Below are 20,663 nucleotides of genomic sequence, written 5' to 3' on the forward strand. Positions count from 1 at the left end.
GGGGGACTATCCCCCTGCCCCCAGCAGTTGAACTAGCAGCGCCTTTTGCACGTGGAGGCGATTTTCCGCCTGATCCCAAACACGGGACCGGGATCCCTCCAAAACCTCGGCCGTAATCTCCTCCCCCCGGTGGGCGGGCAGGCAGTGGAGCACAATGGCCTCGGGATCTGCCTGTTGCAGCAGCTTGGCATTGACCTGGTAGGGTAGGAAGTGGGCTTTGCGGGCCTCGGCCTGGTCTTCTTGGCCCATGCTGGCCCAGACGTCGGTATAGACCACTTGGGCTCCCGCGACCGCTTCGTAGGGATCCCGTAACACCAGCACCTGCGATCCCTGGGCCAAGGCCTGCGCTTCTGCCACCACCGCTGCATCCGGCTCGTAGCCGGGGGGCGTGGCGACACGGATGTGGATCCCGCTCATGGCACAGCCCAGCAGCAGGGAATGGGCAACATTATTGCCATCGCCGCAATAGGCCAAGGTCAGGCCCGCCAGTTGGCCGAAGTTCTCCTGAATGGTGAGCAGATCGGCCAAAACTTGGCAGGGGTGAAACTGATCCGTGAGGGCGTTGATTACCGGGATCTCGGCATATTCCGCAAAGATTTCCAGCTCCCGCTGGTCGTAGGTGCGAATGGCAATCGCGTCTAGGTAGCGGGAGAGGACACGGGCTGTATCCGGCAAGGGCTCACCGCGGCTTATCTGCATTGCCGTCGGCACCAGATCCAGGGTGCTGCCTCCGCACTGGGCCATGGCGGCGGTAAAGCTAACGCGGGTGCGGGTGGAAGCCTTCTGGAACAACAGCCCCAGCACCCGACCCCGCAGATCCACCCGATAGGGATCCCGCTTCAATTCCGCTGCCTGGGCTAGCAGGGCCGCCAGCTCTGCTGACGTCAAGTTGCTCAGTTTGAGCAGATCCCGTCCAGCCAAATTCATGGATCCTGCCCTCCTCGCCATTGGGCCTACCTGCCCACGATACTCCAGCAGCGGCTAACGGGAAGAGGACCGAACGACCTCGGGAGCTGGTTGCTGGCGGGCTGCAATTTGGGACTGGAGGGCGCGAACGGCAGCCGCGTACTGGGGATCAGCGGCGGTGGCCACCAGCTCGCGGTTCTTGCTGAGGCGCTCGAGATCTTCTTCTGAGAGCTCCACCACAATATCGGGGGTGATGCCTTTGTGGTCAATATCGGTGCCCTTGGGCGTGCGGTAGCGAGCAATAGTTACCGCCAACCCTGACCCATCGGAGAGGGGATGCACCGACTGCACCAAGCCCTTGCCAAAGGTTTGCGTGCCAACAATCACGGCGCGGCGGTTATCCTGCAAGGCTCCTGAGAGGATCTCGCTGGCGCTGGCGGATCCCCCGTCCACCAGGACAGCCAGAGGCTTGTCGGTAAGAGCGCTGTTGTTGGCCACCAGGCGATCCTGCTCCCCCTGCCGGTTCACCGTTGAGACAATGCTCCCCCGGTCAATCCACATGCGGGCAATCTCGGCACTGGAGTAGAGCAGCCCTCCCGGATTGGCCCGCAGATCCAGCACGTAGGCGGCCACCCCTTGTTTTTCCAGCTCGCGAATGGCCTGGCGCACCTTGTCGGCAGCGTTGCCGGAAAACTGGGTGATGCGGATGTAGCCAATAAGCAGGCCATTTTTTTCCTGGCGAGCCTCGTAGCGCACGGTAGCCAGCTCAATTCTCTCCCGCACCAGGTCGAACACCTTTAGCCCTTCCCCCTCGCGACGGATGGTCAGCCGCACCCGTGTGCCCGGCTCGCCGCGAATGAGGCTGACGGCGGTGTTGGTGTCCATGCCTTCGGTGGATTTGTCGTCGATGCGCACGATCACGTCTTTGGACTTGATCCCGGCGCGATCGGCAGGGGAGCCTTCGATGGGTGAGATCACGACCAACTCATTGGTTTCCTGATCCACACCCAGCGTAATCCCCACGCCCGTCAGCTCCCCCGAGGTGTCAATCTGCATGCTGGCAAACTGATCCGGATCCAAAAAGCGGGTATAGGGATCGTTGAGCTTCTTGAGAGCCTCTCGAATTGCCTCGTAGGCCTCCTCGCGGGTGGCATATTCTCTACTAAGCAGATCGCGGCGCACCGCTTCCCAGTCGACGGAATTAAAGGAAGGATCGACGTACTCCCGATTGACAATCTGCCAAACTTCGTCCACTACCTCTTTGGGATCCCGGCGAAACCCCGCCCAACCCGGCATGGATAGCTGTACGCCAACCAATGACACGGCTGTAACTACGGCAGCCGTTGCACTCACCACAAACCCACGCTTTCTCATCGGCTCTCCTGGAAGACACGCTACTAGATTGATACTTGAGGATGGGCTGGGCTTCCTTGTCCGCCAGCAGCCTGCCCGGCTAGTCTGCGCAGCGTCCAAATTCTGATAGGCTGCTAATAGCACTGCCCAATTTTGCCCAAGCTAGCATAGGGATCCTGGTAAAGCGGCTGCCAGAAACCCATTGACTGAGGAGATTGCAACTTTCTGTAGCCCTTTGGGTTGGGTCTTGTTGCCTCTCTGCCAATGTCTCCTGCAACTCCTGCCAACTCCTCCCTGCTAGTTCAGGTGCAAGCGGCTCGGGCTGCCGCCCAGCGCACAGCCACCCTGCCTACTGAGATCAAGGATGCGGCCCTCGAGGCCATGGCCACTGCTTTGCTGGAGCAGCAAGAGGCCATCCTGGCGGCCAACCGGGAAGATTTGGAGCGGGCAGCGGAGCAACTCAAAAGCGGGGAGTTGTCGGCCGCAGCCTATGCCCGGCTGAAGTTGGATGCCCACAAATTGGCCGAGATGGTAGCCGGGGTACAGCAGGTGAGGCGGCTGCCTGACCCAGTAGGGCGATCCCTTCTTATCCGCGAGCTGGATGAGGGGCTGGTGCTGGAGCGGCGCACCTATCCCCTAGGGGTGCTAGGCGTGATCTTTGAGTCGCGGCCCGACGCCCTGGTGCAAATTGCTGCCCTGGCGGTAAAGACGGGCAATAGCGTCCTGCTCAAAGGCGGAGCGGAGGCACTCTGCTCCTGCCAGGCGTTGATGGCCGCGCTGCAGGCGGGGCTACAGCAAGTTCCCGACTTTCCTTCGGGATCTTTGCAGTTGCTTACCAGCCGCGAGGAGATCCAAGCTCTGCTACAGCTGGAAGGTCTGGTGGATCTAATTATTCCCCGCGGCTCCAGCAGCTTTGTCCGCTACATTATGGAAAATACCCGCATCCCGGTGCTGGGCCATGCCGATGGGCTGTGCCACCTGTACGTGGATCGGGCTGCCGATGTGGAGATGGCATTGCATCTGACGCTAGACAGCAAAACCCAGTACCCCGCTGCCTGCAATGCTATTGAGACCCTGCTGGTGCACGCAGACATTGCTCCCCAGTTTTTGCCTCTGGCCGTGCAGGCGCTGCGCGAGAAAGGGGTGGAGTTGCGCGGGGATCGCCGCTGCCGCGAGCTGGTGCCGGATTTGCTCCCGGCCACTGAGGCCGACTGGAGCACCGAGTACGCGGACTTGATCCTGTCCATCAAGATGGTGGATTCTCTTGACGAAGCCATTGCCCACATCCAACGGTACGGCTCTCGGCACACCGAGGCCATCGTGACCGAAGATGCCGCCGCTGCCCAGCGCTTTCTCGATGAAGTGGACGCAGCAGGGGTCTTTCACAACGCCTCCACCCGTTTTGCCGATGGTTTTCGCTACGGTTTTGGAGCAGAGGTGGGGATCAGTACCCAAAAGCTGCCGCCGCGCGGCCCGGTGGGCTTGGAAGGCCTTGTGACCTACCGCTACCAGCTGCGGGGGCGAGGCCATCTCGTAGCTGACTACACTGGCCCCCAGGCCCGTCCCTTTCGGCATCGGGATCGCTTGAACCTCACTGGCCTGGCCTAGGAAGGATCCCTGGCTTGCCCCAACTGAGCAAGCTAGTTTTGCTGAGCTTTTTTGGCCTGAGGTTGAGGTAAATTTAAAAGGTAGCTTTAGGCTTTGCAAGGGTCATAGACTGTACTGCCCTCTGAGGAAACGGGGAACGCTGGAGTTCTGGGTTTCCCCTTGGAGCAGCCCTTCTGGACTGGCCCTTTGCAGGTTGGACTTCTATCCCCTCGGTAAGGAGCTTCACGGTATTATGCCCGTTCGTCTGTACGTTGGAAATCTGCCAGCAGAGGTAGATCGCGAGGCACTGGAGAAGCTCTTTAGATCTGCAGGTGAGGTCATTTCCACCAAGGTGATTCGGGATCGGAAGACGGGCAAATGCCGCGGCTTCGGCTTTGTTACGGTAAGCACCGAGGAACAGGCCCAGCAGTATATTGAGAGATTCAATGGCCACAGCTTTGGCGACGTCAACTTGCGCATTGAACTTGCCCAGCCGCGCGACAAACGGGAAGGTGGCGAAGCCAAAGCAGCTGCCTCCCCTTCCCCAGCTAAGGAGTCTGCCGCGGATCCCAAGGCAGCTGGGGAAGTAGCGCCCAAGAGTTCTACCAAAGGTTCCAAAACGGCAGGGGAGAAGTCTGCTTCGGGCAAGAAGCAGCGCCAGCACAGTAGCAAAAGGAGGGGTGTCAAGGGGGGCCCGCAAGAGGCCGTTGAGCCGGATCCCCGCTGGGCCAGCCAGTTGCAGCGGATCAAAGAGCAGCTTTTGCAAGCTGCCAATTCCTAGCTGCTCTAAAAGCAGGCTAGACAGGGTAGCTCAAAGCGCATCGAGGGAGGAGCTGAAAAATGGAGAATCTGGCAAGGGTTTTTTGCAGGGGGCTACGGCACCTAGCCAAGGCTGGGTCCCTCGGCCTGCTTCTAGTTTGGCTGGGAGTGCCCGTTGTCTTTGCAGCTCCGGCAGACCTGGAGAAGCAGGTGCTGGAGATTATTCGCAAAAATCCTCAGGTAATCCTGGAGGCGGTGCAGGAGTACCAGCAGCGGCAGTACGAAGAGCAGCAGAAGCAGCAGCAGAAGTTGGTAGAGGAATTTGGCCGGCAGTTGAGGGAAAACCCTCGCGCTGTAATTGGTGACTCCCCCCGCACCGGCTCCGAGTCCTTGCGGCTCGTGTTGGTCGAGTTTTCTGATTTTCAATGCCCTTTTTGCGCCCGGGCCCAGCAGACCCTGAAGGAGTTCCTAGCTAAACATGGGGACGAGGTAACCCTGGTGTACAAGCACCTGCCCTTGACCGGCATTCACCCTGAAGCAGTGGCGGCAGCTCGCGCTGCGTGGGCTGCCCACCGGCAAGGCAAGTTTTGGGAGTTCCACGACGAGCTCTTTGCCAACCAATCCCAGCTGGGGGAGGAATTCTACGTAGCCACTGCCCAAAGGTTGGGCCTGAACGTGGAGAAGTTCAATCGGGATCGGCTCAGCCAGGCGGCGGAGCGGGCTGTGCAGCGAGACATGGATCTGGCTTCCCAACTGGGCATTAGCGGTACCCCCTATTTCATCTTGAATGGCCTCGCCTTCTCGGGGGCGCAGCCTTTGGAGGTGTTCGAGCAGACGCTGCAACAGGCCAAGCAGTCCCTCTAGGGGCCCCAACTTTATTCAGCGCGGGGCGGCCAGCAGCCCCGCCTTCGGCGCTGGCTCAGCCGCGGCAAAGAAAATCCAGCCGAAGAGGAGCTTTGACCCTCAGCGCCTGGGGGAGGCCCGCAGGGGTGCAGTATTCCTGGGTCAAGCCCACCCAACTGCCAGCGGCAAACCTGGCGGCGATGGACCCACCCTGCCGCAAGGAGGGCCAATAGCAATGCTTAACCAGCAGCGAAACGGCTGAAGACGACCGCGGTTACTCCACAGGCAGAATGCGGGCGTCAAACCCCGCCTCCGCCAAGCTGCGCTGTGCCCGTTCGGCATTGGCCCGCTGCCGGTAAGTGCCCACCTGAATTACTGAGCCGCGCACAAAAGCATCGGGTGCAAACTGCTGCACTTTGGGCAGCGCCTCTTCGCCAGCCTGAACCACCACCCAGAACCCCCCCGGGCTAGCCTCCTGCAGAGCGGGAGGCGAATCCTGAACCAGAAGAGGGCGCGAGCGGCGCAGGTCAGCGGGAAAGATCCCCGCTGCGTAGCCCTGGCGGGCTAGGTAACGCACTTGCTCAGTGGCCCCTGCGAGATCGGCAAAGCCACCGGTGCGCACCACCCGCAGGTTGTCGTAGATCAGGGGCACAGATCCCGGCAGGAGCTGCTCCAAAGCCGCCAATTTCTCGCCGCTGGGATCGGCCACCAACACCCAATAGCGTTCTCCTTGGGCAGGCTCCTCGGGCGGTGACGCAGCATTCCCTTCTGCCAGTGACACAACTACTGCCGGCAATCCCTGGGCAGTCAACCAGCGGGCCTGCTCCTGCGCCAGCGATAGGCGAGAGAAAGTCCCCGTCTGCAGGGAAGGCTGGCCGCGGTAGAGCACTCCAATGGCTTGGGGAAAGAAGCGGCGCACTCGCTCCTCCAGCAGCGGATCCCTATGGGGGTTGGGCACGTGGGTGGCAAAGGGCCGCCGCGGATCAAAGGGAGGAGCCGTTGGCGCCGGCAGGGCGGGAAAAGCCGGCGGCAGGGGTGGATCTGTCTCTTGGCGGCTCACCACCCGCACTGGCAACCCCAGCCGTGCCAACTCAGCTTGGCGGCGTTGGGCGTGGCTACGGTTAACAAACGTTCCAGCAAGAATGAAGACCTGACCCTCCTCCTGCACAAAGTAGGCATCCGCTACTTGGCGGCGCACCCGCGCTAAGGCTTCGGGTTCGTTGGCCAAGACGTGGACTTGGTAGCGGGTGAGGGCAAAGGCAGCAGGCAGGGCAAGGAAAGCAGTTGCTAGGGAGCCCCCCAAGAGAGCTACCGCTGTTGTTAGGCGCGGCCAAGGACTGCCCCGCAGGAGACTACTCCCTCCTCCCCAGCCACCCCCTGCCCCCCTCTGGCAGCCGTTACGCAACCCAGCGTTCACGGGAGAAGCGCAGATTGGATCCCCCTCCAGTATAGACCTGCCGCCATAGGTAAGGAGGCGCCTGCTACCTGCAGCCCCTAGAAGCAACGGCGACGGTAGCTGTAGCGGCGCGGTGCAGCAAGAGCAGGCGCTCCTCCCAGGGAAAAGCGGAGGATCTCAGTCTTGTAGGGTTGGGAACCTTCTGTGTAGCGGGCCAGCTGAATGGCGGATCCCTGCCCAGAAGGGAGAGCAGGCAGGACCTGATCCGGCAAGGCAGCTTCCAGAGCAATGAAAAACCGCGATCGCAGCAGCACCTCCCAGGGGGAAAGGTGCTCAGTTTGCTCGGGCACCAGGCGGCCTAGGGCAATCTGAAGCCGCGATCCCCCTCCCCGGGATCTCCAGAGCTGACGCGCCAAACTCCACAGGGAAGTTTGCTCAGGGGATCGCAGCAGCAGCTTCAGTCCCACTAGAGGGTTGAGGCTATAGGTAAGCAGTAGAGAGTACATCGAAGCTAGTCAGCGGAGGAGCGTTTTGGAGTAAGTTCAAAAAGGGCCCACCTATAGGCCAACTGTAGCACTGGCAGCTGGCTGTCCGACTCGGGGAATGGCTGCAATTTTTAAGCAGCGCTGGCTATTTCAGCCTGAGGATAAGCCAAGGGCAAGCCACTTGGCTAAAGCAGCGGGGATTTCGCCTCTCCTAGCCCAGATCCTGCTCAACCGCGGCCTCCGCAGCCTCCCTGAGATTGGCCACTATTTGCAGCCAGATCCCTCCTGCTTGCCTCCACCCAGCCGTGACTTTGCCGACCTGCCCCTAGCGATAGAGCTGTTGGAGAAGGCCCTGCACCGGCAGGAGCCCATTGCCATCTGCGGCGATTATGATGCCGACGGCATGACCAGCACGGCCCTCCTGCTGCGGGCGCTGCGGGGCACACCGGTGGTTTACCGCATTCCCAGCCGCCTTACGGAGGGCTATGGCCTCAACAGCCGCATGGTGCAGGAGCTGCACCGCGAGGGAGTGCGCCTCATCCTCACGGTGGACAACGGCATTGCTGCCCACGAGCCCATTCGTCTAGCCAAAGAGCTAGGGCTAACAGTAATCGTGACAGATCACCACGACCTGCCGCCCCAGTTGCCCCCTGCCGACGCCATCCTCAACCCCAAGCAGATCCCAGAGTCGTCTCCCTACCGGGGAATGGCCGGGGTGGGGGTGGCCTACCTCCTAGCCCAGGCCTTGGCGGAGCGCCGCGGCGATGAACGGCTGGGGCGAATGGCGCTGGAGCTGTTTACGGTGGGCACCATTGCCGATTTGGCGCCCCTGACGGGGGTAAACCGTCTTTGGGTGCGGCAGGGGCTAGCCCTTTTGCCTACTGCCCAGGTGGCCGGGATCCGTGCCCTCTTGGCAGTGATGGGAATGACGGGATCCCCAGAGGAGCTGCGACCAGAGTGGGTAGGGTTTGGCCTGGGGCCCCGCATCAATGCCATTGGGCGAATTGGCCGACCGGAGCTGGGGATCCGGCTGCTGACCACCGACGACCCGCAGCAGGCAGAGAAACTGGCCCGCCGCTGTGAACGGCTCAACCAGGTGCGGCAGCAGATGTGCAGCCGCATTGAGGCGGAGGCTTTGGAGCAGATGGCCCGGCAAGAGCGGGATCTGGCGCAGGAGCGGGTGTTACTCCTTTTGGGAGCTCCCCAGCAGCGCTGGCACAAAGGGGTGATTGGCCTGGTGGCTTCGCGGCTGGCGGAGCGCTTTGGCTGTCCAGTGTTTATCGGCAGCCAGTCGCGCCAGGGGGAGATCACCGGCTCGGCGCGGCAGGGGATCCCCGAGTTCGACGTGTTCCAGGCCCTAGAGCTCTGCAAAGATTTATTGATCAAGCACGGCGGCCACCCAGCAGCAGGCGGGTTTAGCCTGAAAGCGGAAAACTGGCCCCTTTTGGAAGAGCGGCTGCGGCAATTGGCCCAACAGCGTCTGCAGCCGGAACAGATCCGGCCCTTGGTGCGGATCGATGCTGAGGTGGCCCTGGCGGATCTCACCCTCGACCTCTACCAGGAGCTGCAACGGCTGCAACCCTGTGGCATCGGCAATCCTGAGCCGGTCTTTTGCAGCCGCAACCTGCAGGTGGTGCAACAGCAGCGATTTGGCCCGCGGCCTGCCCAGGGGGAGGATACCCCCAGCCACCTAAAGTTGCTCCTGCAGGATCCCTCTGAGCCTTGCCACCACAGCGGCAGATCCCCCCTGCAAGCCAAGACTTGCAGCCGTCCCCTCTGGGCCATTCTCTGGCGGGGAGCCGCAGCCTATCCCTTGCCTAAGCGGATTGACGTCGCCTACACCCTCAGAGCCAAGCGGTGGGGAGAAGAGAGCCAACTAGAGCTGGAAATTGTCGGGATCCGGCCTGCTCAAGCGGCTGGTTCTCCAAAGTCTTCTCCCCAGCAGGGAACAGTCCCCTCGCCCCTGCTGATCTACCGCCCTGCTCCGCCTCTCACCCGACCCCTGCGTTGGCAAGTTGTGGATGGCTTTTCTGCCCTCCTGCCCCAGGCGCAGGGAAGCATCCTCTTCTACGGCTTTCGGCGCCCCACCTTTGTCCTGGATCCTGAGCGGCGCTCCCCGCTAACTCTTCACTACGACCGTCCTCAGGCCGGCCACCGCTACGACCAGCTGTGGCTGTGGAGCTGGCCCCCCTCTCTAGAGCACCTCAAGTGGCTGCTCCACTACCTTGCTGGCGAAGCGCCGCTCATTGTCGTGCACCAGCAAACAGTGCCCCTGCCCTCTGCGGCCACCTTACAGCGGCAGCTACGCCACTACCTGCAAACCCGGCCTCAGGTGGATCTGTTGCGCCTAGGCCAGCACTGGTGGCTATCGCCAGCGCTGTTGGTGGCGGGCCTGCGCTCGCTAGGGTATGCCTGTCCGGAGTTTGGCCCAACAGGATCGTTGGAAGAGGAACTGGAGGCCCAACGGGCCTGGTACCGCAGCTCCTGGCCACAGGTGGCTGCCCTGCTGCAGGGATCCCAGTCGCCAGACAGGGTTCTGGCTTCCCCTCCCGACTTCTGCTAGCCCATGGGGATCAAACTGCTTCTTGGCTCTGACTACCACGGCAACGACCGGCTGATCCGGCAAGCCCTAGCCTACTTGCCCCAGGTGGATGGCTACATCAACTGCGGCGATTTCTGCTCCAAGGCTGGCAAGCCCTCCCTCAACGCCACCCAAGGCTTTCACCCAACAGCCGAAGCTGAGGTCATCCAGTTGCAATCTTTCCTGGCGGCAGTAGACGGCCTGGGCAAGCCCTGGCTCTTTTTGCCCGGCAACCACGACCCAGCCGCTGCCGTGTTGGATGCCCTAGCTGGCAGGTGGGGACGGGCCATCACCCAGTCTTGTTACTTTGAGTGGCTAGGGCTGCAAGTGTTGGCGGTGCCCTGGACTCCCCCTTGCGGCTGGAGCTGGACCCTTACCCGCAGCCATCTGCAGGAGCTGCTTACCCTCTATAGCCAGCCTCCTCGCCCCATTGACCTGCTGCTTAGCCACGCGCCGCCGCGGGGCCTGTTGGACGAAGGCGGCAAATGGTACCACCGCCGCATGCCCACCCTGCGCCCCCTGTTGGATCACCTACAGCCGCGCTACTACATCTGCGGCCACATGCACTGGGACGGGGGAAAGGTGGAACGCTGCGGCTCCACCCTGGTGATCAACACGGCCTTGCACAACATGGTTCTGGAAATCCCCTAAGGACCTGGGCAGCCCTCTGCTGTCTGCTTTCTTCCGCTAAGATACCTGTGTTTCCCGCGATCCCCAGCCTATGGCGCGCCCCTTGATCTTGGCCAGCAGCAACCCTGGTAAATGGCGGGAGTTCAACACCTTCTTCCAGGCCCATGCTCCCAGCTGGGATCTGCGCCCCCTGCCGGCAGCGATAGAAGTGGAAGAAAGCGGCAGCACCTTTGTCGAAAATGCCCTTCTCAAGGCCAAGGCTGTAGCAGCCGCTCTGGGGGAGTGGGCCATTGCCGATGACTCTGGGCTGGCGGTGGCAGCCCTTGGCGGCGCCCCCGGGATCCATTCGGCCCGCTATGCCCCCGACGATGCCGCCCGCATCGCGCGGCTGCTGCGGGAGATGGAAGGGATCCCCAACCGCCAAGCCAGCTTTCACTGCGCCATTGCCCTCGTGGATCCCCAGGGGCAGGTGCGGGCCTTGGTGGAGGGCATCTGCCACGGGGAGATACTGGCTCAGCCCCGGGGAGCAGGAGGATTTGGCTACGACCCGCTCTTTTGGGTGCCGGAGGTGGGGCTGACCTTTGCCGAGATGAGCCCGGCGCAAAAGGAAGCCGTCAGCCACCGTGGCCAGGCCCTGAGGGCCCTGAAAGAACAGCTCCTGATCTTGGAGCGCAGTCTAGGCTAGCTTGGAGGTACGGCTGCAGGGGTCCAAGAGGGGAGCCTAACGGCAGCACACGCGGCCATCCCTGCCAACCTGTGGATCCTACTTGCTAGCAGGTTTTCTCGGTCTAGGAAGATGGGAGTGCCAGTTTTGCGTTGGGAGCCTGAAGAATGACCTTCTCTGAGGAGCGCGATCCAAACCGTTTTTCAGACTCAGCGGCTGCTGCCGGTGAGGGAAGCCGCGGCCAAGCTCCCAGCAGCTCAGAGTCCCAAGGCCGACGTTCCCCGCCCCCTCTGCCGGAGGAAGGTTCTGCCCCCTCCCCCGACGGTGCCGAAGACTGGCTAGAAGAGGAAGAGGAGCGAAACGATGGGAAGGCGTCCGCTACTCGTCTCTCTGGGCGCGCGCCGCGAGCAGAGGATAACGGAAGAGAAGGAAGGGCTGGCTCTTCGCAAGATGCCGAGACAGGGTCCTCGCGGCCGGGGGCCAGCCGTCCTGGACAGGCCCTGGTTCCCCGGCGCCCTGTCTCCAGCAACCGGAGCTACGCGGCATCCGCCGCCTATGCCGGCTCCTCCCGGGGCGAGTACAGCCGTTCTGCAACTTACGGCTACCCTGCCGGCTCGGGGGGAAGTGGGGGGTATGGAGGTGGAGGGCGCAGCAGCAGCTCCTCAGGGGGAGTCTCCTCTTCGGATCTGACAATCCTGCTGGTGGTGGCCTTGCTGGCTTTCTTTGGGGGGTTTGCCATCCGCAACCTCTTCGCGGAGTCGGGTGGCTTTGACGATGAGCGCCCCATCCGCGCGGCCAATGTACCGGCGGCCTTTCGGGATTTTTGCTTTGCCTACAACGGCACGGCTTCCTTTACCGTGGTGCAACTAACCAGCGTTTCCGCCCTCACCATGGCTTCTGTGCCCGTCTACAAGATGGACACCTGCACCATCCCCGTCAGCCAAACCGCCAACGCCCTGCAGGCCTTGGGCATCCGTGGCCGAGCCAACACCCTAGGCCCGCAACTGGGGGGATCCAACCTCACTCTCATCCAGCTCCCTCTGGCCAGCAGCTTGGCCCGCGCCATCTACAACCAGTTTCCTGGCTTGGCCAGTCAGGGTAATGAGGCCCAGGTTCTCTCCCAACTGGAAACCACCATCAACGACGCCCTGCGCTCCAACGTGGAGGGGCTGGCCCTGCAAGGCCTGGAGCCCACCAACATCCCCGACGTGTACGTGATGATCCCGGGCCACTCCTTTAACTTGCAACCGCAGCTTAATCTGCGCTAGCTCTCCTTTCTAGGGAGACTGCTGTGTTCATCACCTTAGAAGGTGGAGAAGGAGTGGGCAAAACCACTCAGCAGACGCTGCTGGCACAGCGGCTGACTCTAGAAGGCTATGCCTGCCTGTGTACCCGCGAGCCGGGAGGGACAGCCCTCGGCCGAGCGCTGCGGGAGTTGCTGTTGCACGGGGATCCCATAACGCCGCTGGCCGAGTTGCTCCTGTACGCGGCAGACCGGGCCGAGCACGTGCAAAGATGCATCCTTCCCGCCCTAGCAGCGGGGCAGGTGGTGCTCTGTGACCGCTTCACCGACTCTACCCTGGCCTACCAGGGGTATGGTCGGGGGCTGGACTTGGAGAAGATCCGCCAGCTCAACCACTTGGCTACCGGCGGGCTGCAGCCGCACCTCACCCTGTGGTTGGATCTCCCCCCTGAGGTGGGGCTGGCGCGTTCGCGTCAGCGTCGCGTAGCAGTTACCCGTTCCCCACAGTCAGAGGCCGACAAACTCGAGCGAGAACACCTGGAGTTTCACCGCCGAGTTTACCGCGGATTTCAAGCTCTAGCTGCCGAGTTCCCGCAGCGGATTGTTCGCATTCCCGGCGAGGGATCCCCGGCAGAGGTGGCCACCCGCATCTGGGCAGCGGTCGGGCCCCGCCTACCAAAGGCTCCGCCCTGCTAGCTCGAAGGGCGGTCTCAACCGTTTCCCTGGCCATACCCTGCTCAGAGGTTAAGATTAGGTTAAAAAAGAAGAGGGCGCGGGTGACCTCAGGGTAAGGTAAGTGGGCTATGCAGGGAAAGCCTTCTGCCCTTTTTAGGCCCTGTTTTGAGAGGTAGAGGAGATTTGCTGTGAGTGCCATTGCTGCTGAGCAGAAAAGCGAGCACTCGATCCTGCTGGCGTCTTCCCCTCCACCCACCGTGGCCGCTTGGGCCCACCAATTGTTAAGCCAGCAATGGCAGCGGCTGCAGAAGCACGTGGGGAGAGTGCTCAACCAACATCCTGAGGCAGCAGAGTCCCTCCATCAGATTCGGGTGGGCCTGCGCCGCATCGGCACCTGGGTGGAGGTGTTTCAGGGAGCCGTGCGCCTGCCCAAGCCACTCAAGCCCAAACGTCTGCAAAAGTTGACCAGAACCCTGGGTCAGCAGCGGGATTTGGACGTGTTACTGGAAATCCTCCAGGAGCCCTGTTGGCAGCAAATCCCGGCAGACCAGCAGGGGGAGCTGGAGGAGCTGAGGGAAAAGCTGCAGCGGCGCCAAGCCCAAGCTGAGAAACACTCCCGCCGCATTTTGACAGAGGAAGACTTCCTTGAGTTCCAGGCCGCTTGCGAAGAGTGGCTGGTTTCCCCTCGCTACCGGCCTGCGGCCCAGCTTTCCCTGCAGGAGAGCTTACCTCACCTGTTGGCCCCTTTGCTGGCTGCCTGGTTCCTGCAGCCGGGCTGGCGGATCCCGGCCTTCCCGGAAACTGAAGTTCAGGCTGAACAACTGCACGACCTGCGCAAAGCTACCAAACGCCTGCGCTACCAGCTAGAGTTTTTTGCTCCTTTCTACGGGGAGGCCCTCCAAGACTGGGTGAAGACCCTCAAGGGCTTGCAGGAACAGTTGGGCCGCTTTCACGATTTGCAAGTTCTGCGGGCCAAGTTACCTGCCGACTTAAGTCTGCAAAACTGGCTGCAGCAGCAGCAGAAGCTGGCTCTCCAGGACTGGCCCCCGCAGCAACAGCGCTACTGCAACCCCGCTGAGCAGCAGCGGCTATATCAACTGCTATTCTCGGCTAGGGAAAGCAGCAACGGGGAAGCTCAGGTGGTAGGCTAGGGCGTAGGGGTGGACAAGCCTGCTCTCAGTCTATGGCCTGCTAATTTGCAGGGACGGCGTTGAGACCTGCTTTTGTGTCAACGCTAGGGGAGGTCGGCTTTTGTTCACCGAGGAGGTCCTGACCCCTTCACCGCCACCTGCCCGGTAGCTTCCTGCCCCTTCTCTGAAAATGCCCATGAAAAAGGGAATCGCCAGGGCCACTGCCTTGCTTTGCTGTCTAGGGGTTCTGCTTTTCTTCTGGCCCCTGAGAACGGCTGCCCAAAAACAAACCCTTCAACTCTACATCTGGTCGGAATACATTGACCCGGCCATTCTCACTGCCTTTGAGAAAGCCACCAATAGCCGCGTGGTGGTAAGTGTGTACGAGTCCAACGAGGACATGATTGCCAAGCTGCGGGGGGGCGGCGTGAGCCAGTACGACGTCGTCGTGCCCACGGACTACGTTGTGCCCAACATGGTGGAGCTGGGCCTGCTGCAGCCTCTCAACAAAGCCCTGATTCCCAATCTCCGCAACTTGGGGGAGAAGTTTGTCGGCTTGCCCTTTGACCCAGAAAACACCTACACGGTTCCCTACCAGTGGGGCACCACCGGCATTGGCTACCGCAAAGACCGCCTGCCGGAAAACTTTGAGCGCTCCTGGGGGCTGATCTTTGATCCCAAGCAGCAGTACGGCCCCTTTGTCATGATCGACGAGATGCGCTCTATGCTGGCGGCGGCTGCTTTCTATCTAGGCTTTGACCCCAACACTACCGTTCCCTCGGAGCTGCAGCAGATTCAGGAGCTGTTAATTCAAGCCAAACGCCGCAGCGCTGGCCTTATTGGCGGGGTGGGCGGCAAAAATCAATTAGTCTCCGGAACAGCCAACGTGGCAGTTGTCTACAGCGGCGATGCCCTGCAAGCTGCTGAGGAAAATCCCAACATTGGCTACTTTGTCCCTCGCGAGGGCGCTCACATCTGGCTAGATGTGATGGCCATCCCAGCCAAAGCTCCTAACCCGGAGCTGGCCAACCGCTTCATCAACTTCCTTCTGGAGCCGGAAATTGGCGCCCAACTGAGCAACTACAACCGCTTTGCCACCCCCAATGCTGCCGCCCTACCTAAGATTAACCCGCAGGATCGCCAAAACCCAGCTATCTATCCCGATGAGGCAACCTTTGCTAGGCTGAGGTACCTCAAAGTGCTGTCCCAGGAGGAGCTCCGTCTCGTAGACGCTGTCTGGACTGCCGTCAAAAGCAGCTAGGGATCCTTGTCGACCTCACCTTGTTAGCTCTCGACACAAAACTTGACACTTTTTAATATCTGAGCCAGATTGGAGATGTCACCCCTTGATGGAGTTGCAACCATGGAAAACCAAGAAGCTAAGTTTGGCTTTACCACCTTCGCCGAAAAATGGAATGGCCGTCTGGCAATGTTGGGCTTTGTGATTGGCGTTTTGACCGAGCTGCTGACGGGCCAAGGGATCCTCTCTCAAATTGGCCTGATGTAATCCCAGCCCGCCTGATTGGGTCGAAGCACTAGCTAGACACCTTTTTGCCCGGCTGTCCTCTTCCAGCTTGCTCAAGCAGCCGGGCTTTTGCTGCAGTTCCGAGCCAGAGCGAAGCCCAAACAGCCACGCCAATTTGTTCCTCCTACCTCCAATGGTTCGCCACTTGATCCCCATCTCCCTTTGGGAGAGAGGCTGGAGGTGAGGGCGACAAGTCTGGGATCGCCCTAGCCTTCCAATCCCTGCAGGTACTGGCAAATGTCGGCCAAGATGCGCTCCAGCTCCTCCAGGTTCTGGGAAGCGCTTGCCCATTTTGGGTCATCAGCCGGGGATCCCGGCTGCGCCAGTTGCACCCCCAGGTGTTCTAGCTCGCGGGCTACTTGACAAAAGGCATTGGCCCCCACGTTGGCGCTAGCTCCCTTGAGGCGGTGGGCAATTTTCCTCAAGTCTTCGGCATTACCCGCTGCAAGAGCTTGGCGCAGCCGCGGCAACTGCTCCTGGCAATCCTGGACAAACACCTGCAGCAGTTCCCGCTGAAACTGGCGGTCACCTCCCGTAACCCGCTCCAAGTAGGCGGCGTCGATGGGGTAGGGCAGCGTGGGAGCAGGGTCACCGCCGGCAGCTTCAGGAGAAGGCGGATCGGACGAAGCCGCCCCCTTGGCTGCTCCTGCGGCGGAAGAGGCGATCCTTTGGCTCCAGTGGTTGAGCACTTTTTCCAGATCCTCCTTTAGCACCGGCTTACTGAGATAGTCGTCCATGCCCGCTTGCAGGCAGCGCTCCCGATCCTCTTGCATGGCGTTGGCCGTGATGGCAATCACGACGGTGCGGTGGCCGGATCCCCGCTCCCGCTGGCGCAGGCGGCGGGTGGCCTCGTAGCCGTCCATCACTGGCATCTGGCAGTCCATGAGGATGAGGTCGTACTTGACTCGCTGCAGCAGATCCAAAACCTCCTGGCCGTTGGCCACTACATCCGCCAGGTAGCCCAAGCTCTGCAGCTGGCGCAGGGCCACCTTTTGGTTGACGGGGTTGTCTTCGGCCAAGAGGATGCGCAGGGGTTGCTGGGGACGGCTGGCGGAGGGCGCACTTTGCGAAAGGGGTGGGCCCACGCCCAGCAGCGCGGTGGCCAGGCCGGAAGACTTGCCCAGGGCCATGATCAGAGCTTCTTGCAATCGCGTTTGCTTGACCGGCTTGATTAGGTAGGCAGCAAAGCCAATCTCGGCGGCGCGGCGGGAGTGCTCCCCCAACCCCAGCGAGGTCATCATCACCAGTTGCGTCTGGGACAGTTCGGGATCCGCCTTGATCCAGCGGCCCAAGGTCTCCCCGTCCACCTCCGGCATCTGCATGTCCAAAACCGCCAAGGGGAAGGGGATCCCTTCCCGCACGGCCTGGCGCAGTTTGTCCAGAGCTTGGTAGGCATTTTCGGCTTCTTCCACCACCATGCCCCAAGCGGTGGCCTGGTAGCGGACGATCTTGCGGTTGGTGGCGTTGTCGTCCACCACCAACAGCCGCTTGCCCTGAAGATCGACAGGGATGCGGGCGGGGTTCTGGGCGATCTGGCGGGGGTAGGGTTGTCTTTCCAGGGTCAGCTCGAGGCTGAAGGTGCTGCCGCGGCCCACCTCGCTCTCTAGGAAGATCTTGCCCCCCATCAGCTCTGTCAGTTGCTTGCAAATGGCCAGGCCCAGGCCTGTGCCCCCGTATTTGCGGGTGGTAGAAGCATCCACTTGGGTGAAGGGCTGAAACAGCTTGGCTTGCGCTTCCTTGGGGATCCCGATCCCTGTATCCCTTACCGAGAGCCGCAGTTGGACATGGGTGGCCGTCTCCTGCAGCAGCTCGGCCTGGATGACCACCTCCCCTTGATGGGTGAACTTGATGGCGTTGCTCACCAAGTTGTTGAGGATTTGGCGCAGCCGCGACGCATCCCCCCGCAGATAGCGGGGCACTTCCGGCGGCATCAGCACCGCCAGCTCCAGGCCCTTGGCATGAGCAGTGGGGGCAAAGAGATCCGCCACCTCCTCCAAACAGGCCCTCAGGTCGAAGTCCAGGATCTCCAGCTCCATCTCCCCGGCTTCCAGCTTGGAGAAGTCCAGGATGTCGTTGATGAGGGTCAGCAGGGCATCGCCGCTGATGCGAATGGTCTCGACAAAGTCCCGCTGCTCTGGGGTCAGGGGCGTCTCCAGCAACAAGCCCGTCATCCCCAGCACCGCGTTCATGGGGGTGCGGATCTCGTGGCTCATGGTGGCCAAGAAGCTGCTTTTGGCCTGAGAAGCCTGCTCTGCCGCTTTGCGGGCTTGTTCTAGCTCGAGGCTGCGCTGGCGCTCCCGCTCCAGGAGCTCTGCCTGGGTGAGGGCAATGCCGATTTGGTTGGCCAGTTGCACCAGCAGCTCGATCTCAAACGGCTGCCACTGGCGGGGTGCAGAACACTGGTGGGCCAACAACAGCCCCCACAGCCGCTGCTCCATGAAGAGGGGCACCACCAGGTTGGCCTTCACCTGCATTGTTTGCAGCAGCTCCAGGTAGCAGGGCTCCAGCCCTTCGGCCTCCACGTCGCTGATGGCGCGAACCCGGCCCTGGCTGTAGAGCTCGGCGTATTTTTCCTGAAAACAGGGATCCTCAATCACCTCGCCCAAAAGGGAAGGGATGCCGGGCTGGGTTTTCTCGTTGGAGATGATCCCGGATCCATCCGGCTGGAAGCGGTAGACCAAAACGCGATCCGCCTTGAGCAGGGCTTGGATCTCCGTTACTGCCGTTTCCAGGATCTCGGCAATATCCAGCGATTGGCGGATCTTTAAGCTGAGATCGGCCAGCAGTTGGGCCCGCCGGCTCTGCCGCTCCAGCTCCTCGGCAGCTTTTTTGCGCTCGGTGATGTTGCGGAAAATGCCCCGCGTGGAGACCATCACCCCATCTTCAAAGCGGCAGTTAACACTTCCCTCCACCCAGATGGTTTCGCCCTTGGCAGTGACAAAGGCCGTCTCCACCTTGTCCAGAGGTTGGCCAGCCAAAAGCTTCTGGAAAGCGACCTGGCAGTGCTCTCGATAGTCGGGGTGGATGATGTCGAAAACCCTCATTTGGTGGATTTGAGCTTCGTCGTAGCCCAGGGTCTCCTTCCAGGCGCGGTTGACGTAGAGAAAGTACCCTTCGGCATCGACAGACTGGATGAGATCGCTGGCATTTTCAAAGAGATCCCGGTAGCGCTCTTCGCTTTCTTTGAGAGCCAGCTCTGCCAGCTTGCGCTCGGTGATGTCGATGCCGATGCCGATGATAAACTCCACCTCACCCTTGGCATTGACCAAGGCGGTGTTGGTCCAAGCAATGAGCCGCAGCGCCCCCTGCTTGGTGCGCCAGAAGTTTTCATGGCGGTTTAAGAAAAGGGAGCGACTGCCCTTAAGTTGTTGAAAAGCTTGCTTCAGGCCGGCCATCTCCTCCGCCGGGATCAAGCCCAAGTCCCAGAGTAGTTGGCCCTTGACTTCTGCCAGCGAATAGCCAGAAAGCTGCTCGGCAGCGCGGTTAAAGCGCAGGATGCGCCCTTCGGGATCCATGACCACCACCAGAGCGCCTGCCGTGTCGAGGATGGCGTTGGTAAAGTCCCGCTCCTGCTTGAGGAAGGTTTCCGCCCGCTCCCGCTCGGCAGTTTCGCGGCGAATGAGGACATAAACTGCGGCCAACAGCAAGTAGGTAAAAGCCAGCCCCCCCAGCAGGATGGCATTGGTTCTAACCCAAGCAAGCTGGAACTGCCCGCTGCGCTGCTGCAACAGAAGCCGCTCTTGCTCCTGGAGCGCCTCCACTAGGTTGGCGATCCGCTCCATCAACCTTTGCCCTTCGCCCCTCTTCAAGGCTTCTTGAACAGCGGCCAGCCCCTCTTGATCCCGGAGCCGGATAAGATCTTGGGCAAGGTTCAGACGCTGTTCCAAAAGTAGCTCCAGCCACTTCAGGCGCCCTTGCTGGAGAGGGTTGTCGGCTGTCAACTCTTGCAGCCGGCTAAGACGAGTGGGAATGGCCTCAAGGCTGGCCTTGTACTCGTCGAGGTAGCGAGTCTCGTTGGTCAAAAAGTAGCCCTGTTTACCTGCCTCGGCAGCACGGATCTCTGAGAGCAATCCTTCCAGGTTCTGGATCACTTCCAAGGTATGGGCCACTTGCTCCGTCAGTTGGGGCAGGCGACTGGCGTTGCGCTGGGCAGAGTAGGCGATCCCGCCCAAGATCAGGGCAGCCAGGCCCAGGCCAGCACTGACCTTGAGGAGAAAGCGGTTTTTGCGAGCAGGCTTGCTCTCGCCAGCTTTGGGAAGCAAGGGAGCCTTGGCCAACTCCCGCAAGGTGCGGCGCAGCTCCAGTTGGGCTGTCACCTGATGGGCCAGGGCCTTGAGCTGCTCCAATTGCTCCGGGCTAAGCTGCCGGGGTTGGTAGTCCACCACGCAGAGGGTACCCAGCGCGTGCCCTTCCGGCGTTACCAAGGGCACACCGGCGTAAAAGCGAATATGCGGCTCTTGGGTTACAAGAGGGTTATCGGCAAAGCGCGGATCCTGGGTGGCATCCGGCACCACCAGCGGCTCTTTGGGCGAGAGGATGGCGTGGGCACAGAAGGCCACATCCCGCGGCGTTTCCTCGATGCCCTCAATGCCGAACTTGGCCTTAAACCACTGGCGATGCTCGTCGATGAGAGAGACCAGCGAGACGGGCGTGCCGCAGATGTAAGCAGCAAGCCGGACGATCTCGTCAAAGGCAGTTTCAGGGGCTGTATCGAGAACTTGATACTCTCGTAGGGCAGCCAGCCGCTCTTCTTCGTTGGGGGGAAGGGTAGCCTTGGGCATAGGTCAAGCTGGAGAGACGGGATCCGGCGCTGCCGTGGGTGAACCTCAGCAGCCTGGCAAAAGAGACAACCCCAGCATAACTCCCCGACCGCCCTGCCGGAATCC

General features: G+C 61.3%; 16 protein-coding genes. 11 read left to right on the forward strand and 5 right to left on the reverse strand.

The window, feature by feature from the left end; translation table 11 throughout:
* Window positions 1–6: 6 nt before the first annotated feature.
* Both argF and ctpC read right to left on the reverse strand, forming a co-directional pair.
* On the reverse strand, window positions 7–927 hold the full coding sequence (gene argF, locus NW822_RS04680) for an ornithine carbamoyltransferase (protein ID WP_414361781.1): 921 nt from the start codon (window positions 925–927) through the stop codon (window positions 7–9).
* Window positions 928–981: 54 nt separating this feature from the next.
* A complete protein-coding gene (ctpC, locus tag NW822_RS04685; protein ID WP_414361779.1) occupies window positions 982–2,280 on the reverse strand; it encodes a carboxyl-terminal processing protease CtpC in 1,299 nt (432 codons plus the stop codon).
* A gap of 243 nt (window positions 2,281–2,523) precedes the next feature.
* Here ctpC and NW822_RS04690 point away from each other — a divergent pair, with 243 nt between their 5' ends.
* The 3 genes from NW822_RS04690 (at window position 2,524) to NW822_RS04700 (ending at window position 5,469) form a co-directional block, all read left to right on the forward strand.
* Window positions 2,524–3,867 carry a glutamate-5-semialdehyde dehydrogenase gene (locus NW822_RS04690; protein WP_414361777.1) on the forward strand — a complete coding sequence of 448 codons (1,344 nt, stop codon included), beginning with the start codon at window positions 2,524–2,526 and terminating at the stop codon, window positions 3,865–3,867.
* 232 nt (window positions 3,868–4,099) lie between these two features.
* Window positions 4,100–4,627, forward strand: coding sequence for an RNA recognition motif domain-containing protein (locus NW822_RS04695; protein WP_414403673.1), 528 nt, complete (start codon window positions 4,100–4,102; stop codon window positions 4,625–4,627).
* Between the two features lie 146 nt (window positions 4,628–4,773).
* On the forward strand, window positions 4,774–5,469 hold the full coding sequence (locus NW822_RS04700) for a DsbA family protein (protein WP_414403674.1): 696 nt from the start codon (window positions 4,774–4,776) through the stop codon (window positions 5,467–5,469).
* 253 nt (window positions 5,470–5,722) lie between these two features.
* Here the strand turns inward: NW822_RS04700 and NW822_RS04705 are convergent, their stop codons facing one another.
* Together NW822_RS04705 and NW822_RS04710 are read right to left on the reverse strand one after the other, a co-directional pair.
* Window positions 5,723–6,751 (reverse strand): SPOR domain-containing protein, encoded by a 1,029-nt coding sequence (locus NW822_RS04705; RefSeq protein ID WP_414361772.1) that lies wholly within the window; start codon window positions 6,749–6,751, stop codon window positions 5,723–5,725.
* Between the two features lie 191 nt (window positions 6,752–6,942).
* Window positions 6,943–7,350, reverse strand: coding sequence for a hypothetical protein (locus NW822_RS04710; protein ID WP_414361770.1), 408 nt, complete (start codon window positions 7,348–7,350; stop codon window positions 6,943–6,945).
* A gap of 97 nt (window positions 7,351–7,447) precedes the next feature.
* On the opposite strand from NW822_RS04710, the gene recJ reads away from it, so the two are divergent.
* The 8 genes from recJ (at window position 7,448) to NW822_RS04750 (ending at window position 15,759) form a co-directional block, all read left to right on the forward strand.
* Window positions 7,448–9,892, forward strand: a complete 2,445-nt coding sequence (gene recJ, locus NW822_RS04715; protein ID WP_414403675.1) for a single-stranded-DNA-specific exonuclease RecJ — start codon at window positions 7,448–7,450, stop codon at window positions 9,890–9,892.
* Window positions 9,893–9,895: 3 nt separating this feature from the next.
* On the forward strand, window positions 9,896–10,561 hold the full coding sequence (locus tag NW822_RS04720) for a metallophosphoesterase family protein (protein WP_414403676.1): 666 nt from the start codon (window positions 9,896–9,898) through the stop codon (window positions 10,559–10,561).
* Between the two features lie 70 nt (window positions 10,562–10,631).
* Window positions 10,632–11,225, forward strand: coding sequence for an RdgB/HAM1 family non-canonical purine NTP pyrophosphatase (rdgB, locus tag NW822_RS04725; RefSeq protein WP_414403677.1), 594 nt, complete (start codon window positions 10,632–10,634; stop codon window positions 11,223–11,225).
* 146 nt (window positions 11,226–11,371) lie between these two features.
* On the forward strand, window positions 11,372–12,472 hold the full coding sequence (locus NW822_RS04730; protein ID WP_414403678.1) for a hypothetical protein: 1,101 nt from the start codon (window positions 11,372–11,374) through the stop codon (window positions 12,470–12,472).
* 23 nt (window positions 12,473–12,495) lie between these two features.
* Complete coding sequence (gene tmk, locus NW822_RS04735) at window positions 12,496–13,143, forward strand: dTMP kinase (protein ID WP_414403679.1); 648 nt, start codon at window positions 12,496–12,498, stop codon at window positions 13,141–13,143.
* A gap of 167 nt (window positions 13,144–13,310) precedes the next feature.
* Window positions 13,311–14,273, forward strand: coding sequence for a CHAD domain-containing protein (locus NW822_RS04740; protein ID WP_414403680.1), 963 nt, complete (start codon window positions 13,311–13,313; stop codon window positions 14,271–14,273).
* Between the two features lie 175 nt (window positions 14,274–14,448).
* Window positions 14,449–15,513 carry a spermidine/putrescine ABC transporter substrate-binding protein gene (locus NW822_RS04745; protein ID WP_414403681.1) on the forward strand — a complete coding sequence of 355 codons (1,065 nt, stop codon included), beginning with the start codon at window positions 14,449–14,451 and terminating at the stop codon, window positions 15,511–15,513.
* A gap of 75 nt (window positions 15,514–15,588) precedes the next feature.
* A complete protein-coding gene (locus tag NW822_RS04750; RefSeq protein ID WP_414361756.1) occupies window positions 15,589–15,759 on the forward strand; it encodes a high light inducible protein in 171 nt (56 codons plus the stop codon).
* Window positions 15,760–15,983: 224 nt separating this feature from the next.
* On the opposite strand, the gene NW822_RS04755 is transcribed toward NW822_RS04750, so the two are convergent.
* Window positions 15,984–20,558 carry a GAF domain-containing protein gene (locus NW822_RS04755; protein WP_414403682.1) on the reverse strand — a complete coding sequence of 1,525 codons (4,575 nt, stop codon included), beginning with the start codon at window positions 20,556–20,558 and terminating at the stop codon, window positions 15,984–15,986.
* Between the last annotated feature and the right edge of the window lie 105 nt (window positions 20,559–20,663).

Origin of the sequence: Synechococcus sp. H70.2, assembly GCF_047462275.1 — a bacterium.
Classification (GTDB): domain Bacteria; phylum Cyanobacteriota; class Cyanobacteriia; order Thermostichales; family Thermostichaceae; genus Thermostichus.

Bases quoted from the DNA above. Each gene is read 5' to 3' on its own strand.
- NW822_RS04720 (WP_414403676.1), top strand. From the start codon at position 9,896: ATGGGGATCAAACTGCTTCTTGGCTCTGACTACCACGGCAACGACCGG.
- NW822_RS04745 (WP_414403681.1), top strand. From the start codon at position 14,449: ATGAAAAAGGGAATCGCCAGGGCCACTGCCTTGCTTTGCTGTCTAGGG.
- recJ (WP_414403675.1), top strand. From the start codon at position 7,448: ATGGCTGCAATTTTTAAGCAGCGCTGGCTATTTCAGCCTGAGGATAAG.
- NW822_RS04690 (WP_414361777.1), top strand. From the start codon at position 2,524: ATGTCTCCTGCAACTCCTGCCAACTCCTCCCTGCTAGTTCAGGTGCAA.
- NW822_RS04730 (WP_414403678.1), top strand. From the start codon at position 11,372: ATGACCTTCTCTGAGGAGCGCGATCCAAACCGTTTTTCAGACTCAGCG.
- NW822_RS04750 (WP_414361756.1), top strand. From the start codon at position 15,589: ATGTCACCCCTTGATGGAGTTGCAACCATGGAAAACCAAGAAGCTAAG.
- argF (WP_414361781.1), bottom strand. From the start codon at position 927: ATGAATTTGGCTGGACGGGATCTGCTCAAACTGAGCAACTTGACGTCA.
- ctpC (WP_414361779.1), bottom strand. From the start codon at position 2,280: ATGAGAAAGCGTGGGTTTGTGGTGAGTGCAACGGCTGCCGTAGTTACA.
- NW822_RS04710 (WP_414361770.1), bottom strand. From the start codon at position 7,350: ATGTACTCTCTACTGCTTACCTATAGCCTCAACCCTCTAGTGGGACTG.
- NW822_RS04695 (WP_414403673.1), top strand. From the start codon at position 4,100: ATGCCCGTTCGTCTGTACGTTGGAAATCTGCCAGCAGAGGTAGATCGC.
- NW822_RS04755 (WP_414403682.1), bottom strand. From the start codon at position 20,558: ATGCCCAAGGCTACCCTTCCCCCCAACGAAGAAGAGCGGCTGGCTGCC.
- rdgB (WP_414403677.1), top strand. From the start codon at position 10,632: ATGGCGCGCCCCTTGATCTTGGCCAGCAGCAACCCTGGTAAATGGCGG.